At 49.5% G+C, this 23,493-nt stretch carries 20 protein-coding genes; 10 read left to right on the top strand and 10 right to left on the bottom strand.

The features are described from left to right. Window positions 1-197: 197 nt before the first annotated feature. Entirely contained in the window at window positions 198-404 is a 207-nt protein-coding gene (locus tag ACXAGR_RS05655; RefSeq protein ID WP_119503119.1) for a YheV family putative zinc ribbon protein, read from the bottom strand. A 125-nt stretch (window positions 405-529) separates the two neighbouring features. On the opposite strand from ACXAGR_RS05655, the gene ACXAGR_RS05650 reads away from it, so the two are divergent. From ACXAGR_RS05650 to ACXAGR_RS05635, 4 genes are read left to right on the top strand one after another with little or no spacing between them, the layout of a single operon-like run. Then, window positions 530-2,437, top strand: a complete 1,908-nt coding sequence (locus tag ACXAGR_RS05650) for an ATP-binding cassette domain-containing protein (protein ID WP_474842144.1) — start codon at window positions 530-532, stop codon at window positions 2,435-2,437. Continuing rightward, window positions 2,421-2,909 (top strand): TIGR02444 family protein, encoded by a 489-nt coding sequence (locus tag ACXAGR_RS05645; protein WP_474848618.1) that lies wholly within the window; start codon window positions 2,421-2,423, stop codon window positions 2,907-2,909. Before ACXAGR_RS05650 ends, ACXAGR_RS05645 begins: the two co-directional genes overlap by 17 nt. A gap of 3 nt (window positions 2,910-2,912) precedes the next feature. Continuing rightward, window positions 2,913-3,932 (top strand): hydrolase, encoded by a 1,020-nt coding sequence (locus ACXAGR_RS05640; RefSeq protein ID WP_474848616.1) that lies wholly within the window; start codon window positions 2,913-2,915, stop codon window positions 3,930-3,932. A gap of 7 nt (window positions 3,933-3,939) precedes the next feature. After that, window positions 3,940-4,173, top strand: a complete 234-nt coding sequence (locus ACXAGR_RS05635) for a YheU family protein (RefSeq protein ID WP_303572428.1) — start codon at window positions 3,940-3,942, stop codon at window positions 4,171-4,173. A 178-nt stretch (window positions 4,174-4,351) separates the two neighbouring features. Here the strand turns inward: ACXAGR_RS05635 and ACXAGR_RS05630 are convergent, their stop codons facing one another. Beyond that, window positions 4,352-4,894 carry a porin gene (locus ACXAGR_RS05630; protein ID WP_474848614.1) on the bottom strand — a complete coding sequence of 181 codons (543 nt, stop codon included), beginning with the start codon at window positions 4,892-4,894 and terminating at the stop codon, window positions 4,352-4,354. A gap of 436 nt (window positions 4,895-5,330) precedes the next feature. Between ACXAGR_RS05630 and ACXAGR_RS05625 the strand changes: the two genes are divergently transcribed. From ACXAGR_RS05625 to ACXAGR_RS05615, 3 genes are all read left to right on the top strand, one after another. Beyond that, complete coding sequence (locus ACXAGR_RS05625; RefSeq protein ID WP_474848612.1) at window positions 5,331-6,977, top strand: OpgD/OpgG family glucan biosynthesis protein; 1,647 nt, start codon at window positions 5,331-5,333, stop codon at window positions 6,975-6,977. Continuing rightward, window positions 6,964-8,970 (top strand): glucans biosynthesis glucosyltransferase MdoH, encoded by a 2,007-nt coding sequence (gene mdoH / locus ACXAGR_RS05620; protein ID WP_474842137.1) that lies wholly within the window; start codon window positions 6,964-6,966, stop codon window positions 8,968-8,970. The genes ACXAGR_RS05625 and mdoH overlap by 14 nt, the downstream gene beginning before the upstream one ends. 160 nt (window positions 8,971-9,130) lie before the next feature. Then, a complete protein-coding gene (locus ACXAGR_RS05615) occupies window positions 9,131-10,354 on the top strand; it encodes an NHL repeat-containing protein (RefSeq protein ID WP_474848610.1) in 1,224 nt (407 codons plus the stop codon). A gap of 62 nt (window positions 10,355-10,416) precedes the next feature. Here ACXAGR_RS05615 and ACXAGR_RS05610 read toward each other — a convergent pair whose 3' ends face one another. Genes ACXAGR_RS05610 through nudE form a run of 3 tightly spaced genes read right to left on the bottom strand, consistent with a single transcriptional unit; the run spans window position 10,417 to window position 12,387 of the window. Further along, window positions 10,417-10,986 (bottom strand): YceI family protein, encoded by a 570-nt coding sequence (locus ACXAGR_RS05610; RefSeq protein ID WP_474848608.1) that lies wholly within the window; start codon window positions 10,984-10,986, stop codon window positions 10,417-10,419. Then, window positions 10,983-11,819: a 3'(2'),5'-bisphosphate nucleotidase CysQ gene (gene cysQ, locus ACXAGR_RS05605; protein ID WP_303572421.1), complete on the bottom strand. Its 837-nt coding sequence runs from the start codon at window positions 11,817-11,819 to the stop codon at window positions 10,983-10,985. Before cysQ ends, ACXAGR_RS05610 begins: the two co-directional genes overlap by 4 nt. 4 nt (window positions 11,820-11,823) lie before the next feature. Continuing rightward, window positions 11,824-12,387, bottom strand: coding sequence for an ADP compounds hydrolase NudE (nudE, locus tag ACXAGR_RS05600; protein ID WP_119503108.1), 564 nt, complete (start codon window positions 12,385-12,387; stop codon window positions 11,824-11,826). A gap of 70 nt (window positions 12,388-12,457) precedes the next feature. Here nudE and yrfG point away from each other — a divergent pair, with 70 nt between their 5' ends. After that, window positions 12,458-13,141, top strand: a complete 684-nt coding sequence (gene yrfG / locus ACXAGR_RS05595) for a GMP/IMP nucleotidase (protein WP_474848606.1) — start codon at window positions 12,458-12,460, stop codon at window positions 13,139-13,141. Between the two features lies 1 nt (window position 13,142). Then, complete coding sequence (gene yjjX, locus ACXAGR_RS05590; RefSeq protein WP_474848604.1) at window positions 13,143-13,682, top strand: inosine/xanthosine triphosphatase; 540 nt, start codon at window positions 13,143-13,145, stop codon at window positions 13,680-13,682. On the opposite strand, the gene ACXAGR_RS05585 is transcribed toward yjjX, so the two are convergent. From ACXAGR_RS05585 to ACXAGR_RS05565, 5 genes are all read right to left on the bottom strand, one after another. Further along, a complete protein-coding gene (locus ACXAGR_RS05585; protein WP_474848602.1) occupies window positions 13,660-14,637 on the bottom strand; it encodes a FecR family protein in 978 nt (325 codons plus the stop codon). The genes yjjX and ACXAGR_RS05585 overlap by 23 nt on opposite strands. Beyond that, window positions 14,621-15,166, bottom strand: coding sequence for an RNA polymerase sigma factor (locus tag ACXAGR_RS05580; protein WP_474848600.1), 546 nt, complete (start codon window positions 15,164-15,166; stop codon window positions 14,621-14,623). Before ACXAGR_RS05580 ends, ACXAGR_RS05585 begins: the two co-directional genes overlap by 17 nt. Beyond that, window positions 15,159-16,478, bottom strand: a complete 1,320-nt coding sequence (locus ACXAGR_RS05575; RefSeq protein ID WP_474848598.1) for an aminotransferase class V-fold PLP-dependent enzyme — start codon at window positions 16,476-16,478, stop codon at window positions 15,159-15,161. Before ACXAGR_RS05575 ends, ACXAGR_RS05580 begins: the two co-directional genes overlap by 8 nt. 92 nt (window positions 16,479-16,570) lie before the next feature. Continuing rightward, complete coding sequence (locus tag ACXAGR_RS05570) at window positions 16,571-18,979, bottom strand: TonB-dependent receptor plug domain-containing protein (protein WP_474848596.1); 2,409 nt, start codon at window positions 18,977-18,979, stop codon at window positions 16,571-16,573. Window positions 18,980-19,150: 171 nt separating this feature from the next. Further along, the gene (locus ACXAGR_RS05565) at window positions 19,151-21,766 is read right to left on the bottom strand and encodes a TonB-dependent receptor plug domain-containing protein (RefSeq protein WP_474848594.1); all 2,616 of its coding nucleotides are present in this window, start codon (window positions 21,764-21,766) and stop codon (window positions 19,151-19,153) included. Window positions 21,767-22,045: 279 nt separating this feature from the next. Between ACXAGR_RS05565 and ACXAGR_RS05560 the strand changes: the two genes are divergently transcribed. Beyond that, on the top strand, window positions 22,046-23,422 hold the full coding sequence (locus ACXAGR_RS05560; RefSeq protein WP_474842121.1) for an NAD-dependent succinate-semialdehyde dehydrogenase: 1,377 nt from the start codon (window positions 22,046-22,048) through the stop codon (window positions 23,420-23,422). The last annotated feature ends 71 nt before the right edge of the window (window positions 23,423-23,493 follow it).

Raw genomic sequence — 23,493 nt, 5'->3', positions numbered from 1 at the left:
ATGAAAAATAAATAATCCGGAGGTATTTATTAACAATTCAAGTGGCGTGCCAGTGAATGTAAAGAGGAAAATGCTGCAGGGCTATAGGGTTAACGGTTTGTTTTAGCAGGAAAAACTAATGTGAGGCAGGCACCCGGGCAGGTCCGTGCGGCATAAACGCACACCCTTTTCCTGCTCCGGCGGGTAACTTTAACAAATCAGTGTGGCTTAAATACACCAATCACATTTTCATCCGATCGGGTTTTTGCTTCTACTTTGTCGTCGGTTTGCGATTGCGAATATCCGCACTTAACGCATTCCAGTTTTTCCACATTGTTCTCAAAAAACAACATGATGGAATCTAATGCCTGACACTTGGGACAGGTTGCGCCGGCGATAAAACGTTTTCTTTTGCGTTCAGCCATGATTACTCCGCAGATTACAACAATTTCTTCATGCTGGATTATGGCGACTAATGAGTGAAATACAAGCCATTGCCGGGTGAGTTTGCTATCATACGCAGCTTAAATAACAGGACAACTGTGCAGGCATGATCACCTTATCTGACGTTACATTGATGCGTGGTAGCAAAGTGCTACTTGAAAACGCCAGTACACAAATATTCCCCGGACACAAAACCGCTCTGATCGGCAGCAATGGCTGTGGTAAGTCGAGTTTGTTCGCTTTACTTCGCGGAGAATTACAGGTTGATGCCGGCGATTGTCAGGTACCTGCACACTGGCGTATCGTCAGCGTGGCACAGGAAACACCGGCCACCGATCGCTGTGCGATTGATTACGTGATTGACGGTGACAAATTACTGCGCGGATTACAGGCTAAACTGGCTGAAGCCGAAGCGAAGCAGGATGGCGAAGCTATGGGACAGCTGCATGGTCAGCTGGAACATGCAGGCGCTTACGACGTAGAGGCGCGGGCGGCTACCATTCTGGCTGGTCTGGGCTTCTCAACCGCTCAGCTGTCAGCACCGGTGACTGATTTTTCAGGTGGGTGGCGCATGCGGCTCAACCTGGCGCAGGCACTGCTTTGTCCTTCTGATCTGCTGTTGCTGGACGAACCGACCAACCACCTCGATTTAGATGCAGTCATCTGGTTGGAAAAATGGCTGCAACGCTATTCAGGAACGCTGATTCTTATCTCTCACGATAAGGCATTTATTGATAACACTGTGGCGCAAATCGTCAGTGTTGAACAGCAACAACTTATTGCCTACACAGGCAATTACTCTTCCTACGAAAAGCAGCGTGCAGAACGACTCCGCTTACAGAATATCGAATTTCAGAAACAGCAGGATAAAATCGCTCATCTTGAGTCTTTCATTACACGCTTCAAAGCCAAAGCCAGTAAAGCTAAACAGGCGCAAAGCCGGATTAAGCAACTCGAGCGGATGGAGCAGATTTTGCCGGCCCATGCTGCCAGTGCCTTTAATTTCGAATTCGCTGAGCCAACCGGTCTGCCTAACCCGCTTATTCAGATGCGGGATATTCAACTGGGCTATGGTGACAAGGTTATTCTTAATAACGTTAAACTTAACCTGGTGCCGGGCAGCCGCATCGGGTTACTGGGACGCAATGGTCAGGGTAAGTCGACACTGATCAAACTGCTCGCTTGTGTGCACGATCCTATGCAGGGCACGTTTACTACTGCCAAAGGGCTTAACGTGGGCTACTTTGCCCAGCATCAGTTGGAAACCCTGGATCCCAAAGCTTCTGCCATTTTGCATCTTCAGCGGTTAGATAAGCAGGCTACCGAACAACAGTTACGGGATTATCTGGGAGGCTTCGGTTTTCATGGTGATCAGGCCCTGGAACCTGTTGCACCTATGTCCGGCGGCGAGAAAGCACGTCTGGTACTGGCGTTGATCGTTTATCAGAAGCCCAATTTATTGTTACTCGATGAGCCGACCAACCACCTCGATCTGGAAATGCGTCATGCACTGAACATGGCCTTGCAGGGGTTCGAAGGCGCGATGGTACTGGTATCACACGACCGCTTCCTGCTGACCTCTGTTTGTGAAGACTTTTATCTGGTCGACAGCGGTCAGGTTGAGCCTTTTAACGGTGATTTGGAAGATTACCGCAGTTGGATTTTATCCCAACAAAATGAAGAGAAAGCGGCGAAGCAGCAAACCGATAAACCGAAGGTAGATCGCAAAGCGGAAAAACGTCGTGAAGCTGAGTTTCGTCAGTCAGTCGCACCGCTGAAAAAGGCGATTGAAAAGCATGAAAAAGCCATGGAAGCCACGTCAGCCAAACTCTCTGAAGTGGAAACGTCGTTAAGCGATACCACGTTATACGAAGAGCAAAACAAGGCCAGGCTGATGGCACTGCTTGATGAACAGACAACGTTGAAACAGGCGATGGAAGAGCATGAAATGGCATGGCTCGACGCCCAGGAAGCAATGGAGGCGGCAAAAGCTACTTATGAATCTGAATACTGACACCTTCTGGCAATACAGTTTAGATGTTTACGGACGTGATAATGTCGCTGCCACAGCGATTGCGTTGCAGGATGACTTCGGCATAAACGTGAATATGTTGCTGCTGTTATGCTGGTGTATGGATAACGGCGGTATTGTTACATTAAACCAGTGGCAGGTGCTGCATGCGGCTATTGCTGAAACTGAGAGTTTACTTGTGGCTCACCGTGAAAAACGCCGTGCAGCAAGGCAGACCAGTCCGTTTAATGAAAAAGCCTATGACGCCCTGAAGCGGGAAGAACTGGATCTTGAAATGCAGCAGCAGGAAGCACTTACTACCATGTACAACCGGCTGTCTATAGAATATGTGCCGGTTCAGGGAGTGAACGGCAGCATTGCCAGTTTCGTGAATTTATTTAAGTTGCGCCAGCAACCTCAGGCGGTTAAATACCTTACGTCAGTGATTCAGTCTCTGCACAGCACCGCGAAGTAATTCATGCATACACCTGAACATGGTCATGGCGTTGTTCGCCGCAGTCATTTCGAACCGTCATGGTGGGCCCGTAACCGTCATATTCAAACTATCTGGCCGCGATTTTTTCAGAAACGCAGACCGGTTTCTTACACCTGGCAGCGTATAAACACGCCCGACGACGACTTTCTTGATCTCGCCTGGGGACCAGAACCACAAGATATGCAGGGCATGGTTGTGATGTTTCATGGACTTGAAGGCAGTATCCGTTCTCACTATGCCAACGACATGATGGCCGCGCTCAGCGAGCAGGGCTGGCAGGTGGTTATGATGCACTTCAGAAGTTGTAGTGGTGAAATTAACCGCCAGCCCCGCGCTTATCACTCCGGCGAAACAGAAGACCCGGCGTTCTTTTTAGACTGGCTGGACAAACGTTTCCCGGACGTGCCGAAAGTCGCCATCGGCTTTTCGCTGGGCGGCAACATGTTACTTAAATTGCTGGGTGAAAACCCCGGTCAGAAATGGCTGCAGGCCGCCATGGCTGTGTCGGCGCCGGTAAAGCTGGATGCGTGCAGTGACAGCATTGGCGAGGGTTTTTCGAAGGTTTATCAGAACTACCTGTTAAAGAGTATGAAGGCCACGCTGACAAGTAAAATGCGTAAGCTGGACTACAAAGATTTGTTATCGCTGACGGTTGAGCAGGCAGGCAAGCTGTCGTCGTTCCGGGAGTTCGATGAAAAAGTGACGGCACCCTTACACGGCTTTAAGGATGCGCAGGATTACTACGAGAAATGCAGTGCGTATCCTTTCCTGAGTGCCATTCATTGTCCCACGTTAATTGTCCACAGTCTGGACGATCCTTTTATGAGTCCGTCGATTGTGCCGGATGCAACTGCACTGTCCCGCAATGTTACCCTTGAACTCAGTGAGTTTGGTGGTCATGTAGGCTTTATGCAAGGCGGCTTTCTGCGACCGGTGGTCTGGCTGCAGCAGCGTGCCGTAGACTATTTTTCTGAGTTTCTGCCAGTCCGGCCAGCAAAGTGAGGCAAGCATGATTATCCCCATTGACGCATTAGAGAAAGACACGCTGCGTAACATTGTCGAATCCTTTGTACTTCGTGAAGGTACTGATTACGGCGAAGTTGAAGCGAGCTTTGAAGACAAAGTGGAACAGGTACTGGCAGCACTGAAGCAGGGTGACGTTGTGCTGGTTTATTCAGAGCTCCACGACTCGGTAAATATCCGCGAAAAAGGTGATTACCGGGAAAGTGAAGAAGACGCCTGAAGCTGTCCGTCCTCACGCATCTTTCAGACTCGCAAACAGGGTTGTAAATCTCGCCGGTGAGTTGCGCTGATGCTGCCAAATCCAGTCATTCGCGTACCTGAACGATCTGGACATTTCCTACAGCACATAATAAAAAAGGACGTGAATACACGTCCTTCCGGTCAAACTGCGTTCATACTCAGAACGTATAACGGGCGTTCAGTTGCGTAATGTCCAAATCATCAATTTTTTCATAGCTTGCACCCACAGCCCAGCGGGGTGAGAAGTAGTAATTGGCACCGACTTTTACCGTGACATCACCGTCATCGATATCGTAGTAACCCAGTTCACCCTGCAGCTCTACCTGTTCAGTTACCAAGGATCTCACGCCGGCATTCAGGGAATAACCGCTGTCTTCGTTGTTTTCCACCTCTGCACGTTCATAGTTCAGACCGAAATAGGCATCGGTGAAACTGTTCAGAGGCAGCCGGTAACCAGCACCCAATGTCAGTAAGTCCAGATCGGTACCACTTTCATCCAGCATGCTGTAATCGCCGGTAACATAAATATTGTTTTCCAGTAAATATGTGGCACCCAGGTCAAGTCCGTCAAAATCTGCCCGGCCAATTTCGGCATTTGTATACCCGCCCTCAGCGAAGCGCCAGTTCGGTGATGCAGCCATTGCCGCAGAAGATAGTGTGGTTGCAGCAACAAAAGCAGTAAAAGTTTTAGTGAAGCGCATAGAAAACTCCTTAAATATGCAAAAAGAAAATCCACTGTCAGTGGCTTGTTCAGCAATCTTTTTGCCAATCCGGTCATTGTTGGCGCTATTTTCTACTTGTATAATTCCGTAAGGCTATGTTTTATATGTCAATATTAATTGCCGGGAGGCTGGTGTTTTAACGTGAGGTTAGGAGGGATCGTCTAAGTCTGAAGCATGGTGTTCAATGTTCATACTACCTTAGTGTCTGTCTGAGCAGACAGATTCCCCTGTTTTACCCGGTGGTCTGTAATACTTGCTGTGCACTCTCTACATACTTTTACGGACGGATTCGGTAAGGTCATGAAAAATATCGTAAATATGTGATCCAAACGACTTGGATCACCTTTTGCACTCATCCGGTCAATAAGAAACGGAATATTCCCGTTAGGAAAATTTGAACCGGAGTCAGTCAACCATGCTGCCGCAATTACAGTTAGCGAATAACACGGAAATTACGACACCATCTTTTACTTCATTCGTCGCATCCTTTTGCGCTTTTTTCTCAATCAGCCCGGCGGTAATGCGCGCCTTTGTATATTGCATTTGCGTGGGCTTCAGCACATTGAGTCTGGCGGATGAAACGGCTACCGGAAACCTGCCGGAAGGCAAACCTATCTTGAATCGCGTTATTGAATCGGCGCAAAAAAATGCTACACGTGATTATGTGGTTAATGATCACAATCTGGCAGACGAATTGAAAAACATCGGTTACGAAACCTATCGTCAAATTCGCTTTAACCCTGAGAAATCCTTGTGGCACGGTGAGCATGATTATGAAATGCAATTTTTTCACCCGGGCTTTCTCTATCAGCAACCTGTCACAGTGGTCACCATTGCTCCGGACAACAGTGAACATACCGTACCCTTTGACAGCAATAATTTCATCTATGAAAAGAATGCAGAGCCGCTGGCCGGTCTGACCGATGCAAAATCCGGCTATGCCGGATTTCGTTTGCATTACCCTATTAAAAACAAAGAATACAAAGACGAATTCGCCGTTTTTCTCGGCGCTTCGTATTTTCGTTTAGTAGGCAAAAATCAGGTTTATGGCATTTCAGCCCGCGGCCTTGCCATCGATACGGCGATGCCGGATGGTGAGGAATTTCCCCACTTTACCAAGTTCTGGGTGGTTGAGCCCCGTGAAGGCCAGCCCATTAAAATTTATGCCCGTTTAGAAAGCCCGTCTGTTGCGGGTGCTTACAGTTTTGAAATCATGCCGGGTAAAGATACCACCATGCAGGTAAAAAGCTGGATATTTGCCCGGGAGAATGTGGGTAAGCTTGGCGTCGCACCATTCACCAGCATGTTCCTTTACGGCGAAAACTCGCAAATCCGCCGCGATGACTATCGCCCTGAAGTGCATGACAGTGACGGGGTGATGATGCTCAACAATAGCGGGGAAATTATCTGGCGTCCTCTGACTAACCCGACCAAATTACAAATCACTTCGCTAAGCGATGTGGCTCCCAAAGGCTTTGGTGTGCTGCAGCGGGATACAGACTTTGCTAATTATCTCGATGCCGAGGCGAACTATCATCTGCGCCCGAGCTTGTGGGTAACCCCGAAAAAAGGGTTCGGCAAAGGTAAGCTGGAAATCGTGGAAATTCCTACTGACTCAGAAGTGAACGACAATATCGTGGCTTACTGGGTGCCTGAGAAGCCGTTCAATGCCGGTGAAAACCGCTACTTTGAATATGAATTGAAGACTGTTGAAAAGCAGCCTATGCCTTATGGTCTGGCGACAGTGGAAAGAACCCGTCAGGGGATCAGTCAACTGCCCGGCTTTGAAACAACGGAAGAGCGAAATGTGCGCCGGTTTGTTGTTGATTTCACTTTACCGGAAGGCATGAAGCTGAATCCTGATGAGGTAGATCTGATTTTAGACGCCACTAACGGCAAGGTCGAGCAGGCCAGAGTGTATAAGGTAGATGGTGATAAAAGCGTTCGCGTGACATTTCTGGTCATTCCTGACGGCGAAGCGGTTGTCGATATGCGCATGTTTTTAAATCAGAACGAAACGCAAATGAGCGAAATTTGGAGCTATGTGTATGAGCCACAATGATCCCGGGGAAAGCACCGTGGCACCGGACAACATAGCCACGAAAGATAAAATTTTAAAAGTAAACGGCCGCCGGTGGCGGCTGGTGCTGATGGGGCTGTTGACCATAGTGTCTACGGCCCTTGCCGGTTACAGCCTGTTTGAAATTTTCAGGCCCAACCGGTTTACGCCGCTGGAAATGATACAGCTGGCACTGAGCATGGTGCTGTTCATCTGGCTGACCTGGTCATTCTGGACCTCTGTTATCGGCTTTCTGCTGAAGCTTTTTCATATCGACCCGTTATCACTTCGCCGGGAATTGAAGGCCTCTGATGAGCAGGCGCCCGTCACCCAACGCCACGCTATCGTCATGCCGGTGTACAACGAGGATACTGACCGCATTATCGTCGGGTTCGAAGCCTGCGTTAAAGCCATTCTTGATACCCCGTACGCTGACAAATACGATTTTTATATGTTGAGCGATACCCAGGATAAGGCGAAAGCCGAAGCAGAGCTTAAAGCCTGGCAGCGTCTTATTTCCCGTCTTGGCGAACAAAGCCAGCAGATTTTTTATCGACGCCGCGAGGATAACTGGGGCCGCAAGGTAGGTAACATCACCGATTTTTGCGAGCGCTGGGGCAATCAGTACGAATCAATGTTGGTGCTGGATGCGGACAGTGTCATGTCTGCACATCGCGTGCTGGATATGACCCGCCGCATTGAAGCTAATCCTGAAGCGGCAATGATTCAGACTATTCCCATGCCTGTCCGTCAGGACACTTTTTTCGGGCGTTTTGTGCAGTTTGCGGCGCACCTTTACAGCCCGATGCTGGCCACCGGCTTGTCGTTCTGGCAGACAGACAGCGCAAATTATTGGGGTCATAATGCCATCATCCGTGTGCAACCTTTTATGCAGCACTGTGGCTTACCCACCCTAAAAGGCCGGGCACCGTTTGGCGGCGATGTACTGAGTCACGATTTTGTGGAAGCGGCACTATTGCGCCGGGCCGGCTGGGAGTGTTATCTCATCACCGACACTGACGGCTCATACGAAGAAGTTCCGGGTAACATGGTAGATTACGCTATCCGCGACCGTCGCTGGGTGCAGGGGAATATTCAGCACTTAGGATTGTTAAGCACAAAGGGGCTTAAAGCTACAAACCGGTTGCACTTTGCTTTCGGTGCCTTTGCTTACATGTCGTCGCTGCTGTTGTTTATGATGCTCATGGCGGGGACTGCCGATGCGCTGGTTAAAGCGCTTATCGACCCGGTTTATTTTACATCTGCCCACCAGTTATTCCCCGAATGGCAAATTGTCCACGAGGGGTTAATGATAGCCACGCTTTACGGCACCATTGCCTTGCTGTTCATGCCGAAAATGCTGGGCGTTATTCTGGCGCTTATACAGCGCAGAAAAGATTTTGGTGGTGCTTTCAGGCTCATGTCCGGTGCGCTTATCGAGCTGTTTATGGCCGTACTTATCGCACCTATGATGATGTTCTTCCACAGTTACTTCGTGATCAGTGTATTCATTGGTCACCAGGTAAAGTGGGAAGCGCAAACCCGTGAAGGACGTATGGTGCCATGGAAAGTCGCTATTTCTAAAGCCGCAACAATGACCACTTTGGGGTTAATCTGGGCCGGTGTGACTTTCTACTTCACGCCTTCGCTGTTCCTGTGGTTGCTGCCGGTATTAACCGGTATGGTGTTCGCAGCGCCCATTATCCGTTTAACCAGCAGCTTGTCGTTTGGCAAAACCTGCCGGAGGTTGGGGATCTTTGTGATTCAGGAAGAGATAAACGAAGCTCCGGTACTGGTGGAAGTGCGTGAGCACATGGCGACTATTTCAGCAGAAGAAATTGCAGGTTTTCCTGCATTGCAACCGGTTTTACCCGACGAAACCCATCAGACCATGTTCGTGCAGGATCTCAAAGCCCCTCCTTTACCAAAACGCTTAACAGACGGCCAGATTGCGGAATTTGCTCAAAGCCGGCCGAAGGCGAAACACGCAGCCTGATATCCTTTCTGACGGGGGTTACTGCCTGGTAACCCTTCCGTCATCAAATACAGTAAACTCATAAAATAGCAGAAGAAACCGGCTACTCGTCGAATTCTTGTACACAATAGCAGACTGAACCCTTAGGCTAAAAATTCGTCAACCTCGGGGGAGTGTGCTTATGAGAGCTGTTTCAATTTCATCACCTGCAAAGCTGCGTCCTGCAGCTATGCTATGGGCCATCAGTGGCGCGTGGCTGAGTGTTCAGGCTCAGCCGTTACAAAGCGAAAGTACGACGACAATTCCCGTTGTCAGTCACTCAAATAATGTTTCTCCCGGTTATGCCATTCCTCAATTTGCAGTGGATCCCGCATGGCCTGCATTACCGGAAACCTGGTTAACGGGCCAGGTGCCGGGGCTGGCTGTGGATAAACATGATAATACCGTTTGGGTATTGCACCGCCCGGCATCTATTCCAAATCTGTCACTGGGTCTGACAAATGGTTCTGCCAGTTGTTGTGAGCCGGCACCTTTCGTCATGCAGTTTTCTGTTGAAGGTAAGTTACTTAATTCATGGGGAGGGCCGGAAGGCGACCGTCCATGGCCTGAGAATGTGCATGGTTTATATGTCGATGCTGAGGGCAAAGTGTGGATAGGCGGCAATGGGAAAAGCGATCATCAAATTTTCAGCTATACCCGCGACGGTGAATTTGTAAAGGCGTTCGGGGAAGCAGGAAAAACGGATGGTAATACGTCTGAACACTATCTTGGCAACCCGGCAGACATTGTGGTTGATGACACGGATGTGATGATTGCTGATGGTTATATTAACAAGCGTGTAGTCAGGCTAGGTAAACAGGATCTGGACTTTGTACAGGCCTGGGGGGCATGGGGTAACGCGCCCGGCGGCGGTACCCGTGAAGGAAGTTTTGATACTTCTCAGGCAGCATCCGGAAACGGAGATTTGTCCACGGGGGCTAAGCATTTTGGTGATATTGTCCACTGTGTTGATAAATCTCAGGATGGCAGAATTTATGTGTGCGACCGGCGAAACAACCGCCTTCAGATCTTCAGAAAAAATGAAGAAGGACAGGTTCTGTTCGAAAAAAATCTGGAAATTGCCGCTGAAACGGGCGGTCTGGGCACCGCCACAGATGTCGCTTTCTCTCCCGACAATAAGTATCTCTACGTGGCAGATATGATGAACGGGCGTATCTGGATCCTCTGGCACGACACTTACGAGGTATTGGGAAGTATTGGCAGAAACGGTCGTTATGCCGGTGAGTTTACCTGGTTACACAGCATTGAGACGGATAAGGACGGCAATCTGTACACGTCTGAAGTGTCTACCGGACAGCGGGTTCAGAAGTTCGTTCTGACAGGGCTCAGTAAGCCGGATGCGTAAATAATGGTAACGGACAAAGCGTGTTGCCGGCTTTGTCCGTTATAAATGGCAAAAAGAGAATGTTACTCTTCAAACGTGACCGAGAATGTCACCGGGACAGCCAGTGTGATGCTGCTTAACTTGGCGACATCCTGAAGTGCCTGAATGCCGCCTTCCAGTTTAAAAGAAGAAGCGTTAATCACAGTCGGGGCTGTTGTGGATACCGTTAACTTGTCATTCGCCAGCTTGCTGACAATCACCTGAAAGGTAGCGGGCGCTTTTACGCCGTGTAAATCCAGTTCACCGGTTACAGAGCCAGTCTTGCTGCTACCTTTTTTCAGCTTCATCAGTTCAGCAGGAACATCTGCAGTGAAGGTGGCATTAGCAAAGTTCGGGGTATCAAACAGCATTTCCTGCATGCGGGTATCACGCAATTCAATGCTGGTGTTCACACTGGTTAGCGGAACGGTAACAGATAACTTACCACCATCGCTGAGCGTGCCGGATAATTCATCGAAGCTGTGAACTTCCGTTATCTGGGCATTCTTGGTAGACAAAAAATGCAGGCTGGACGTATCGCTGTCTAAAGTCCATGCCGCTGAGGCCGGTATAGCAATACACGCCGATAATGCCAGTAACGTTCGTTTCATCATTCCTTCGCTCCTTTTTCATATTGGACAATGTCCTGCCAGGGGACCCGTTGATCACCAAGCACCACAAAGTCCGGGTTTTCCAGCGTATGACGCTGGTTATAAGTCAGTGGCTCAAAATTCGCTGCCAGGATGCTACCACCGGCTTCCGACACGATGCATTGCGATGCACCTGTATCCCATTCGCCGGTAATGCCTATACGCATGAATACATCAGCTTTACCTTCGGCAATAAAGCATGATTTCAACGAGCAGCTACCCAGAGGTAACGTTTGATAAACCCGTTTTGCACACATGCGGGAAAATACTTTGTCCCGTGACTGACGGCGGCTGATGGCAATCATCACCACACTCTCATGGGGATCATCCAGCTTCCTGACGTGGATCTGTTTGTGCTCATCCGGACTTTCCTTGAATGCGCCGGCATCTTTACTGGCGTAATAAAGCGACTGTCCGGGAGGCCAGAATATGACACCTATAGTAGGTTCATTGTTCTCGATAAGGGCAATATTCACGGCGAAGTCACCGCTTCGGGCGATAAACTCCTGCGTGCCGTCAATGGGATCGATAAGCCAATAACGCTCCCATGTTTCGCGCTCAGCGAGGCTGGCGTGTTTGTTTTCTTCAGACAGGATCGGAATGTCAGGGGTAGCTTCAATCAGGCGCTTGTTGATGATGTCGTTGGCGAGGTAGTCGGCACTGGTTACCGGTGACTCATCATCTTTGGTGTAGGCGTCGAAATCGCCTTTGTCGTAAACTTTAAGTACCGCTTCGCCGGCTTCAACAGCAATACGTTTGGCTATCTCCAGTAAGGAGGCGCGGGTGTCGTCTGGCATAATGTTATTGCTCCTTTAACCACTTCTGAGCCAAGAACAAGGCGGCGACGCAGCGGGCTTCTTTGAAATCTTCCCGGCCGAGAAGTTCATCTGCCTGGCTGAGAGGCCAGTTGACCACCTCCAGCGGCTCCGGTTCATCACCTTCAAGTGTTTGCGGATATAAATCCCTGGCGAGAACAATGGTCATTTCTGCATTGAAAAATGTGGGGGCCATGCTGACGGTATGAATTACGTTCAGGTCGCGGGCGGCGTAACCTGCTTCTTCCTGGAGCTCACGGTTTGCTGCCTCAACGGGCGTTTCACCCGGATCAATCAAACCCTTCGGAAAACCAAGCTCGTAGGTATGCGTGCCCGCCGCATATTCGCGGATAAGCACCATAGTATTGTCATCTAACATCGGCACAATCATTACAGCGCCACGGCCGCTACCAGCCATGCGCTCGAACTGACGTTCGGCACCGTTTGAGAAAGTAAGATCCAGCCTTTCGACTTTAAATAAACGACTGCGGGCAACAATTTCCCGGTGTTTGATTTGCGGCAATGTTTTGGCGGGATCGATTTTACTCATGTTTATCCGTTACAACTTTCGTTATGATGACAACCAATGCTTAAGCTTAATGTATTTGAAGGAAAATCGCTTGCCATTTCTACCCTGGAGTGAAATCGACACAGTTCTGCTCGACATGGACGGAACCTTACTGGATTTACACTTCGATAATCACTTTTGGATCGAACATTTACCAAAGAAAATCGCTGAACGGAGCGGAAAGCCCGTTGAAGAGTGCAAAGCCACAATGATGGCGCATTACCAGCGGGTGATGGGGCAGATCCAATGGTATTGTCTGGATTACTGGGCTGAGCAGTTAAATATGGACATTATGGCGGCTAAGCGGGAAGTTGAGCACTTAATTTCCATGCGCGATGATACGCTGCCTTTCCTTGATGCTCTTCATGAAACCGGCCGGAATGTGGTGCTGGTAACCAATGCTCATCCGGACAGCCTTTCACTAAAGGTGGAACATACGCGGCTGGATGCTCACATTGATACGTTGATCAGTACCCATGAGTTTGGTGTGACGAAAGAGTCTCAGAACTTATGGAAGCAGCTTCAGGCGAAACTGCAATTTGATCCCGCCCGCACATTATTTGTCGATGACAGCATCACTATTTTACAGGCGGCGAAAAAGTTCGGGATCGGCCACCTTCTGGCCGTAAGTAACCCGGACAGTCAGCAACCAATCCGGGACATTGATGCATTCCCTTCCGTAACCGATTACCGCACCTTGCTGGACGAAATTCGCCAGTTTCCGGTGGAGAAATAACATGACGGTTTGCATTGTGGGTTCGAAAAATCCGGTAAAGCTGAATGCAGCCCGTAATGCGTTAAGTTTATCCCTGCAATTGCCTGCCCTTGAAGCCATTGGCGTGAATGTGCCAAGTGGTGTGCCGGACCAGCCCATGAATACCGCGCAAACCCGCGACGGAGCTGTAAACAGGGTCAAAGCCTGTCTTGCTGAAGCGGACGAGCGCTCTAAATCACAGGACTGGTTCATCGCCATTGAAGGCGGTGTCGATATGTTTGATGACGGTCCGGCCACGTTTGCGTTTGTTGCCATTTATCATCAGGGCATCTGGTCTGTGGGACGCAGTGCAAACCTGCCTTTGCCTCCATCAGTCTTCACCGCACTAGAGGCCGGTGAAGAATTGGGCCCGTTGATGGATAAGCTGTTCGATACGGACAACATTAAACAGAAAGGCGGGGCAATCGGCCTGCTGACCAACCACCTCGCCACACGCCAGAGTGTTTACGAACTCGCCATCACACTGGCCATGGCGAAGTTTAATTATCCGGATTTTTACTGACTTCACCAATCTCAAAGCCTTCATCACTATCACGGATATTTGCGCCGGTTAATTGAGCAACGCTGGCTAAAAATGCCTTACTATCACTTAAATCGAACGTGCCGGACAGCGATAGCGAAGCCAGTTCTGGATCGTTAATGGTTATTGGTCTGGTCAGGTAGCGGTTGAATTCGGCGATGGCGTTCCGTAGTGATGTGTCGTTGAAGACGATCCGGTGTTGCTGCCAGTCCGGTTTTGCTTCAACCAGTGGTTCAGGAAGCTGATAGCGGTGAATGCGGCGTTCTTCGTAACGCAGTCCCCAGCCTGCTTTTACCGGCGCATGGGTAATTAAAGTACTGGCGATACCAACGGTGCCTTCATAAACTTCCAGCGTCCAGTCCCTTCCTTCTTTTTCAACTGAATAGGCGGTGCCGAGTGCCGTAAAGGCAAAGGTGTCATCAATGGCTACAGAGAACTGTCTTGTCTTATCGTGAGCAACATCGACAAATATACGGCCCTTTTTAAGATGCACATCGCGTGTTTTCGCGGTTATCACCGTATCAACCCGCGAATTGGTATCAAGCACCAGTGTCGAGTCGTCCGGCAGTGTAAACGGAGATATTTCACCTGTCACGGTAGCAAACTCATGTCGTTCAGGTTGCTTGTCTGGAGGGGACTGAGTGAACAACAATACGCAACACAGTGCGATAGATGCCGCCAGCGCAAAATAAACTGCGGATAAAGAACCGGAGACAGCGCGCCCGCGCTTGTTCCGGATCGTTTCAGGTAGTTTAGCGGCAAGGCCGTATATGACAGCGACCTCATTAAATGCAGTAAGATTGCTCTCGTGCCGGCTCAACCAGCGGGCAAATTCTGCGTTCTGTGCGATATCAGGGTTCTCAGACATAATGAGTACCCAATCGGTAGCTTGCGCAATGTGCTCTTCAGATATTGGTGGGTTATGCTTCGCTGTCACGCTCAACTCGCTTTGTTGTTAAAATTATCAGGGCATCGCGTAAATGTTTTCGTACCGCTGCCACGGTGATGTTGTTGTTTTTAGCAATTAGATCGTAGGAAAGGTGGTCAATTCTGTGTGAAAGAAACACGTTGCGGGCAACGGAAGTCAGGGATTGAAGATCTTGCATAAGCAATTTTACTTCATTGTCTTCCTGATATTTCGACTCCGGTTCGTGGGCCTCTGAAGTTTGTACCGGCTCAATGCTTTCGATATCAACAAGTTGCGGCGTTCGCTGTGCTTTTCTGAAACGATCGGTAATTAAATTAGATAGCATGGTGCGCAGAAAGGCTTCTTCGTTTTCTAACGCCGACAAGTAATCATAGCGCTGCAATTTAATAAAAAGCTCCTGCACGATTTCTTCTGCATCATCAATGTTTGCGCCCTTTAAAATGGCAACCCGCCTGAGCGTAACGGCATATTTTCGATACCATGAAGCAAGGCACGGCCCAACGCTCTGTGTGCCTTGCTCTGGCTTAATGTTAACCACGGAAAGCAACGACGGTATCCTTTAGCGCAGCAGACACGGTTTGCATGTCCTGCAAGCTGTTGTAATAACCGGGTGTAATGCGTACGCAACTGCCTGCGGCGATCCCTTCTCTGTGAACAGTAAAAATGCCATGCTTTTTGAATAAATAGTCTGCTATGGCTTTGTTTTCCTGCGTGCTTACTTTGCCTGCCAGGCGAAAGGACGTTATCCCCGCATGACTTTCATCTTCATTGGGCGTGAGGACATTGATTTCTTCTATATCTGATACGGCATCAACCCAGATCTTGCGTAAATATTTGAGCCTTGCAGTCTTTGCGTCCGCGCCAATGAGATCGTGGAAACGAAAAGCATCAGGCAGGGTTAAAAACGCTGCAAAATTGCTGGTGCCACTGTGCACACGTCCCCAGATTGAATCTTGTTGTTCAGGCTCTGATGACATGTTTAAGCCAATATCCTGCAGGCGGGCATGACGAATAAACATGGCACCGGCGCCGATAGGCGCACCCATCCATTTATGCATATTGAAGCCAATGAAATCTGCTTTCAGCTCATCAGCAGTAAAGTTGAGTTGTCCCCAGGAGTGGGCCGCATCAACAATGACATCGACGCCTCTGGATTTTGCGATATCTGTGATTTCTGCAACCGGAATAACCAGCCCGGTACGGTGACTGATATGGGTCAGCAGTAATAACTTGCAGTGCGGATGCTTTTCCAGTGCAGTCCGGTAAAACTGAATCAGCGATGCTTTATCAGCAGGTTCCGGGATCGATAATTCAACAATGTCAGCGCCTGTTGTGCCGGCTTTATGCCGCATCGCAGCCTGCATGGCATCATAATCGAGATCAGCGAACATTACGCCGTCACCGGCTTTTAAAAGCTGATAGTTGCCAATCAGATTCTGCAGTGCTTCGGTTGCGCCTCTTGTCAGACAAACTTCTTCCGGCAGAACGTTCAGCCGTTTCGCAACATCGTGCCAGACGGGTTTCATCACCGGCCAGTATTCTTTGCGTGAGAAGTAGGAGTTGTCACGGTTAACCCGTTGTGTGTGCGCAAAGTAAGCCTGCATCACGGGGCGGGACATGATTCCCCAGTTACCGTTCTCCACATTGATGATACCCGGCTTAACATCGTAGTAGCTGGCAACCTGACTCCAGAACGCTTCATCTGAAGCGATATCGCTGTGGCCGGGTTGTCTTGTAAAGTGCTCCGGGAAAGGAAGGCCCTTGTCGTCAGCGAAAGCCTCTGAGGCGGATATCATGGCGGTGGAAGCCAGCGCGCCGGTCACAAAATGGCGTCTTGTTATATGTGGCATAGCATACCTGCGAAAAACAAAAAGAGAGAAAGACATTGGCATGTGAAAACCAAACTACATGCACAATGTCTCAAAATAATGACGAGCCGCTGTTAGAAGCTTGCGTCAATGCGCAGCGAGTAGCTCCCCCCGTCAGTGTCATAAGGGGCGTTTCTGGAGTAAATCAGGCCCCGGCTTGCCTGATAAGTGGCTTCATCAGGATAAGCGTCGAACAGGTTTTCTATATTGGCGCTCAGCTTAATTGTGTCGGATACCTGCCATGTAACGCCGACATCAACAAACGCCTCAGCACCGAACTCCTGAAAAATGTCACCATCGCTGTTGCCGGAACTGTCTGTCCAGGTGCCGTAGTAACGGACACGGCCATTGTAGCTCCAGTCGTCGGTGCTGTAAGTTGCGCTGATATTGGCACTGTTGGTGGGAAGACGATCTTCAAAGAGTGTGCGCAGGGTTTCGTTTTGCGCAACATTTCCACCCACTACTTCTGTTTTGTTGTAGTTATAGGCAAGCACAACATTCAGTGAGCCGCTATCCAGTTTCCACAACTGACTGACAATCGCGTCCAGACCCGTGGTGCGGGTATCAAAATCATTCTGGTAGAAGTTCACGCCGGTAATACTTTCTGCGCCGGTGACATCTAAATCAATCAGAGACTGACGCTCTTCATCTGTCAGCGTAAAGGTGGATGACGTACCGAAGCGGTCTTCAATTTCCACGCGATAAAAATCCAGTGACGCAGACAGACCGTTATTACCCTGATAGGTAATACCAAGGCTGATGTTGTCGGATTTTTCAGGCTCAAGAGAAGCAATATCTACATCATCACGTAAATTGATAATATCCGCGATGGCACCTTCAGGGCTGTAGCGGCCGCGGGTAAACACTTCCAGCGTGTTCGTATCTAAGCCCTGGGACACGCGCTCACTGAACAGCTGACCGGGTGTAGGGGCACGAAAGCCGGTTGAATATGTGGAACGCAGCGCCAGATTTTCTGACAAAGCATAACGTGCAGATATTTTACCGTTGGTGCTGTCACCAAATACTGAATAGTCTTCGTAACGGCCAGCCACACCTAACGTGAGTGCGTCAGTGATCTCGCTTTCAACATCCAGATATACAGCGTAACTGTCCTGGCTGAATTCACCGGACTGAGAAGGACTGAATCCGAAGAACCCGTTTGAACCGGATGCCAGACCTTCACTGGCAGCCGGACCCACTGCATACGATGCTTCGTCACCGGGAGATACAGTATAGGTTTCTTCCCTGTATTCGGTGCCAAATGCTACGTTGATATCGCCATAAACACTGTCTGATTCGATAATGTAAACACCGTCGGCATTGATTGTGACTTCATCCTGTTCTAACGAACCCGCGTAAAAGTCAGTAGGGCTGTCTGAGCCCAGAGACGCGTTGATGGTGTTCGACATAAAGTAATCGATAGCATTGCCGCCCACGCTGGCAGATACATCCCAGCTCAGGTTGCCATGGTCACCTTTTAGACCACCATACACAGCGTAATCTGAGTCTTCCTGACCAAAGTGCGGGGCAAAGCCTCCGGGATAAATATCGTTCAGATCAAAGTCAGGATAAACAGTGCTTTGGTTATATACCGCGGAAGTCGGGTTTCGCCAGTTAAAGTCAGATAGCCCTTCGCCTTCATTGTATGTGCCGAACAGATACACAGCAGCGTTCTCTGAAATATCGTACTGGCTGTTAAACGCAAAGCGCATTGCTTCTCTGTCTGGCTGTCCCCAATCCTGTACCGGATTTCTCAATGTAACTTCAGGGTTTGCTTCCTGGTAGGCAATGGCATCTGCGCGCTGGCGTGAGCGGCTGGTTCTGTCGGAATCGTAATATTCAGCAGTGAAAGACAGGTAGCCTTTGTCATTAAGCGACCAGCCTGCCTTGCCGCCTGCACGCCATGCGGCACCGTCGCCTTCATAGTACTGAGAGAACTGGCTGTAAGCTTTATAGCCTTCTTTGTCGTCCAGAATGATATTGATCACCCCGGCAATGGCATCTGAACCGTATTGTGCAGATGCACCATCGCGCAGGACTTCAATACGCTTAATTGCATAAGTCGGGATGGTGGCAAGATCTGCAGACTGAGCGCCATTGGAACCGAGCAACGCAGAGCGGTGTAACCGTTTGCCATTTACCAGAACCAGCGTGTGGTCTGAAGAGAGGCCCCGTAAGCTCGCCGGGCGAACAAATACCTGGCCGTCGGCCATGGGCAAACGCTGTACTTTAAAAGACGGCACAAGTTGCGCCACGCTGTCTGACAGATCTTCCGATGTTGTGCTGTTAATGGCGTCGCCGGAAATAAGGTCGATGGGGGCCATTGAATCAAACACGGTACGGTTGGATTGGCGTGTGCCGGTGACAATGACGTTTTCAACGTCCTTTTCCGCTGAGGCGTCTTGAGTTTGTGCCATAGCGTGTGGCTGCATAACGGTAGCGAGTGCAATGGCACAGGCTGAGAGAGTAAATTTAGCGTTCATTTGGTTTCCAGGTTGAGTTGTCCTTAAAATTACTCCCAAACCGTGCATGCATTTTTCCGGATCCGGTCGGGACTAATTAACAAGACGAACCTGAATTGAAGATCTGCGCGTTTCGTTGCTTAATTCACGAAAGCTTCATAAAACACGCCGGATCTCCGGCGCTACGAAACATTAAAAGTGGTATTCAGTCCGGAGGTAGTATGAACCGCCGTCAGTATCGTAAGGGGCATTTCTTGAATACATTAATCCGCGGTTTGCCTGAAGTGCCGCGCGGTCGGGGTAGGTATTGAAGAGATTTTCTATGGACAACCTTAATGACCAGGCTGACGATATGAACCACGTGGAGGAAACATCAAACATTGTCATAGGTGAAAAGCGTTGAAACACTTCTTCTCCGGTTTCCCGTTGATCTGTCCAGCTGCCGGTATACCGCAGGGTGAACTGGTGTTGCCAGTCTCCTTTTTGCCAGTTAAATGACACCCTGCCTTGCCATTCCGGCGTGCCTTTTTCCTGCAGTATCTTTTGTGCAATGTTTGTTGCATCGCCCAGTCGGGTGACGTCTGTTTTGTTGTAATTGGCTGCCGCGGTGATATTAAGTTGTCCGTCAGCCAGTATGGTTTGTCTGGTCAGTACGATGTCAAAACCTGTAGTGGTTGTATCAAACAGGTTTTGAAAAAACGTTGCGGTATCGATGGGATAGTTAAGGCCGGAGTGTATGGCTGCTACGGCGCTTTGCTCCCGTACCGTTAATTCAAAAGCAGGGGTTGTGCCGAACCTGTCGGTTAACTCAATACGATAAAAATCAACGTTCAACCCGAAGTTGTCTGAGGTACGGTAGCCTATTCCGGCGCTTATCGTTTCAGAGCGCTCGGGACGCAGCGGCGCAATTGTCACGTCGCTGCGAAGAGATAAAATTGCAGCTACAGGACTAAGCGGGGAAAAGCGCCCGCTGGTGTTAACGCTGTTATATTCGGTATTTAAGCCTTGTGACGTACGCTCGCTAAAAAGCTGTCCGGCGCTTGGTGTCCGAAAGCCGTTAGTCAGTGTTGTTCTGGCCATCCAGCCATTTTTCCATGCGTACCGTGCTGACACTTTGCCGCGAATGATTCCCGCATAGTTAGCGGTATCCTCATAGCGAAGGGCGAGATCGACATCAAAATCCTGAGCCAGCGATACATTGAGATCTGAATAGGCTGCAAAGCCTTGCTGGTGAAATGTTCCGGCCTGCTCCGGCGAATATCCCGGGAATCCGCTTGAGCCTGCGGGCAAACCGTAAATGGTGGCAGGCCCTGCTTCCCATGATGCCGGGTCGCCGGCCTGAATGCGGTATTGCTCGCCTTTCAGAACCAGCCCTGTAGCTAAAGACGCTGATTGCCAGAGGCTGTTTTCACTTAAAGGATGCTGGTAATCGATATCCAGCACCCATTCCCGCTGTGTCAGTGCGCCGGGTTTGAAGTCTGTGGGGCTTAACGGGCCCAATGACGCATTAATTGTGTTTCTGATGAAATAATCGATCGTGTTCTGTCCCGCCGTCAGACTTGCTTCAAGTTCAGCGCCGGCTTCAAGCGACACCGTTGTGCCAAGCGTCGCTGCAATATCTGTTTCATGTTGCCCGAAGTGAGGTGTAAAGCCGGCAGGGTAAACAGTACGCAAATCGAAATCGCTAAACGCAGCCGTTGGTGTATAAATGGCATTGGTATCAGGGTTTCGCCAGTTGAAGTCAGATGTCCCTTCTGTTTGTGACAGTGTGACAAAGCTGAACCATTCATAATGAGGGCTTAATGTGCCCCCGGCGTTGATTACCGCCTGAATACCTTCGCGCTCAGGCTGACCCCATCGTTGTACCGGGTCAGGTAAAGCAATATCAGGATGTTCGCGTCGAAATGCCACCGCATCAGCGGGTTGTACAGATCTTGAAGTCGGGTCATCCGAGAGCGCGGCCAGTGTCAGCGTTGCCCGGCTCTCCGTAGTCCTGTACCCGCTTTTAAACTGAACCAGTTTTGAAAGTCCGTCACCTTCGAAATATTGTCCCGACTGCACAGACAAGGATGTTTCCGGAGAATCATCCAGAATGACATTAATCACACCGGCAATAGCGTCAGAACCATACATAACAGAAGCACCATCACGCAGTACTTCAATACGTTTGATTGCATACAGTGGGATGTGAGATAAGTCCGTTGGCTGCCCATCGGCGGTTTCGATAAAGGCTGAGTGATGACGCCGTTTACCGTTAACCAGTATCAACACATGGTCTGAATTAAGTCCTCTCAATCCGGACCGCCGGTTAAAAATTTGCCCGTCACTGAGAGGCAATCTGAAAGCTGTGTAGCCCGGAAGCTGTATAGCGAGACTATCCGCTAAATCAACAGAGTTAACATCTACCGGCTCGTTAACAACGTCCACTGGCGAGAGTGCCGTGTGAATCGTTCTGTCGGGCAGTCGCGTGCCGGTAACAATCACTTCATCCATGTAGGATTTTTCTGTTATTGCTTCTTTTTTTTCTGTGGCCCTGCGCCGGATAATAAAGGTGCGTTCATCTACCTGATGTGCAGTAAACGGTGTGTCAGCGAGTAATGATGCAATCAGTTCAGGTACCGGCAGTGTATTGTCCACAGGGCCATGAATGAACGGGGTGATGGCACTTGATTCATAAAGCACATTGACATTGCGCTGCTGCGCTATGGTGTTGAGCGTCTTGAATAGCGTTGGCGGTTCTGATGGTTGAGAGAGGTTGGATGCAACAGACTGTGGGCAGATAAACAATGCCAGAGTAATTAAGGTCACACACCAGAGAAACACAACGTAATACTATCACTGCGGAAAAGACAGTAGTCTACGTCAAACAGCCCAATGGATTGGCTAAATTTTTATGACAGATGAACCTGATGACATCAATTCGTTGCATAAGATTTTGCAAATTCAACAGGGTACCCTGTAGATGTCACTACTGTTGTTTGAGTCTTTTTATTCGATATTTCCTCAACGTACTGTTATTCCAGTGTTTTCTATGTTGGCCTCACCTTTGCAGCGCCTTCTGTCCATGTTGAAAACAGGAGACAGAGCATGTCTGATAAAGTACAAACGATTAATCCTGCAACAGAAGAAACCGTTGCCGAATATACGCTGATGTCCGAAGCGGACGCGAATCAAGCCGTTGATAATGCCCATGAAGCCTTTCTGTCATGGAAGAAGACCAGTTTCGACGAGCGGGCTAAATTGATGAATAACCTCGCTGATCAGATTGAGAATAACGCGGACACCATTCTTGATTTGATGACCAAAGAAATGGGTAAGGTGACTGAACACGGTAAGCAGGAAATTGCGCTCTGTGCTTCTATTTGTCGCTACACCGCTGAAAACGGCGAAAAAGTGCTGGAAGATGAAAACCGGGTATATGACGGTGGCAGCGCCATTATTACTTTCCAGCCGATTGGCGTTATTCTGGGTATCCAGCCCTGGAACTTCCCGCTTTATCAGGTCATCCGTTACAGCGCAGCCAATGTCATGGCGGGTAATACAACGGTGATGAAGCATGCCGCCAATGTGTTTGGTATGGCAGAGTTTATTGAAAAACTGTATCTGGACGCCGGTTTCCCGAAAAACGTGTATCAGTCGTTACTGATTGACGGCAAAACTGCCAGCAAGCTCATTGAGCACGATAAGGTGCGCGGCGTGACTTTCACAGGCAGTGATAACGTTGGTAAAACGGTGGCCGAAACCGCAGCCGGTCTGTCTAAGAAAACCGTGCTGGAACTGGGTAGTAACGATGCCTTTGTGGTGTTATCTGATGCTGATATCGATACCGCGGTGGAAGCCTGTGTTCAGGGGCGAATCGTCAATAACGGCGAGACGTGTGTAGCGGCTAAGCGTTTTATCATTGTTGACAGTGTTTATGATGCCTTCCGTGAGAAATTCGTCGCTGCATTTAAAGCGTTGAAAGTGGGCGACCCCACCGATCCTGAAACCGATCTTGGCCCTATGGCCCGTGAAGATTTGCGTGACAAGTTGCACGAGCAGGTTGAGGAGTCAGTGAAAAACGGTGCCACAGTCACATTAGGCGGCGAGATCCCTGACACCACAGGTTGGTTCTATCCGGTCACGATCCTGGAAAACATTAAACCGGGCATGCCAGCGTATGATGATGAACTGTTTGGCCCTGTGGCATCATTTATCCGTGCAAAAAACGATGCGGATGCCATGCGCATTGCCAATGACTCCCGTTACGGTCTGGGCGGCGGTATCTTCACCACGGATAAAGAGAAAGCTATCCGTTTGGCCCGTGAAGAGTTCGATACCGGTATGGTGAATATTAATGGTTATTCACTTGCACAGCCTAACCTGCCATTTGGCGGTGTGAAAGACAGCGGTTATGGCCGTGAACACGGCGGTTTCGGTATGCGTGAATTCGTGAATGAGAAAACGATTTTTATCGCTGAGTAGGCCAGTCTGACGGCCAAAAATATGGCCTGAATAAGAATTAGCCCCGGAGTCAGGTGACGTCCGGGGCTTTG

The sequence above is a fragment of the Alteromonas sp. ABH4_457 genome, from assembly GCF_056160625.1.
This window is presented reverse-complemented; position numbering and strand designations above follow the sequence as displayed.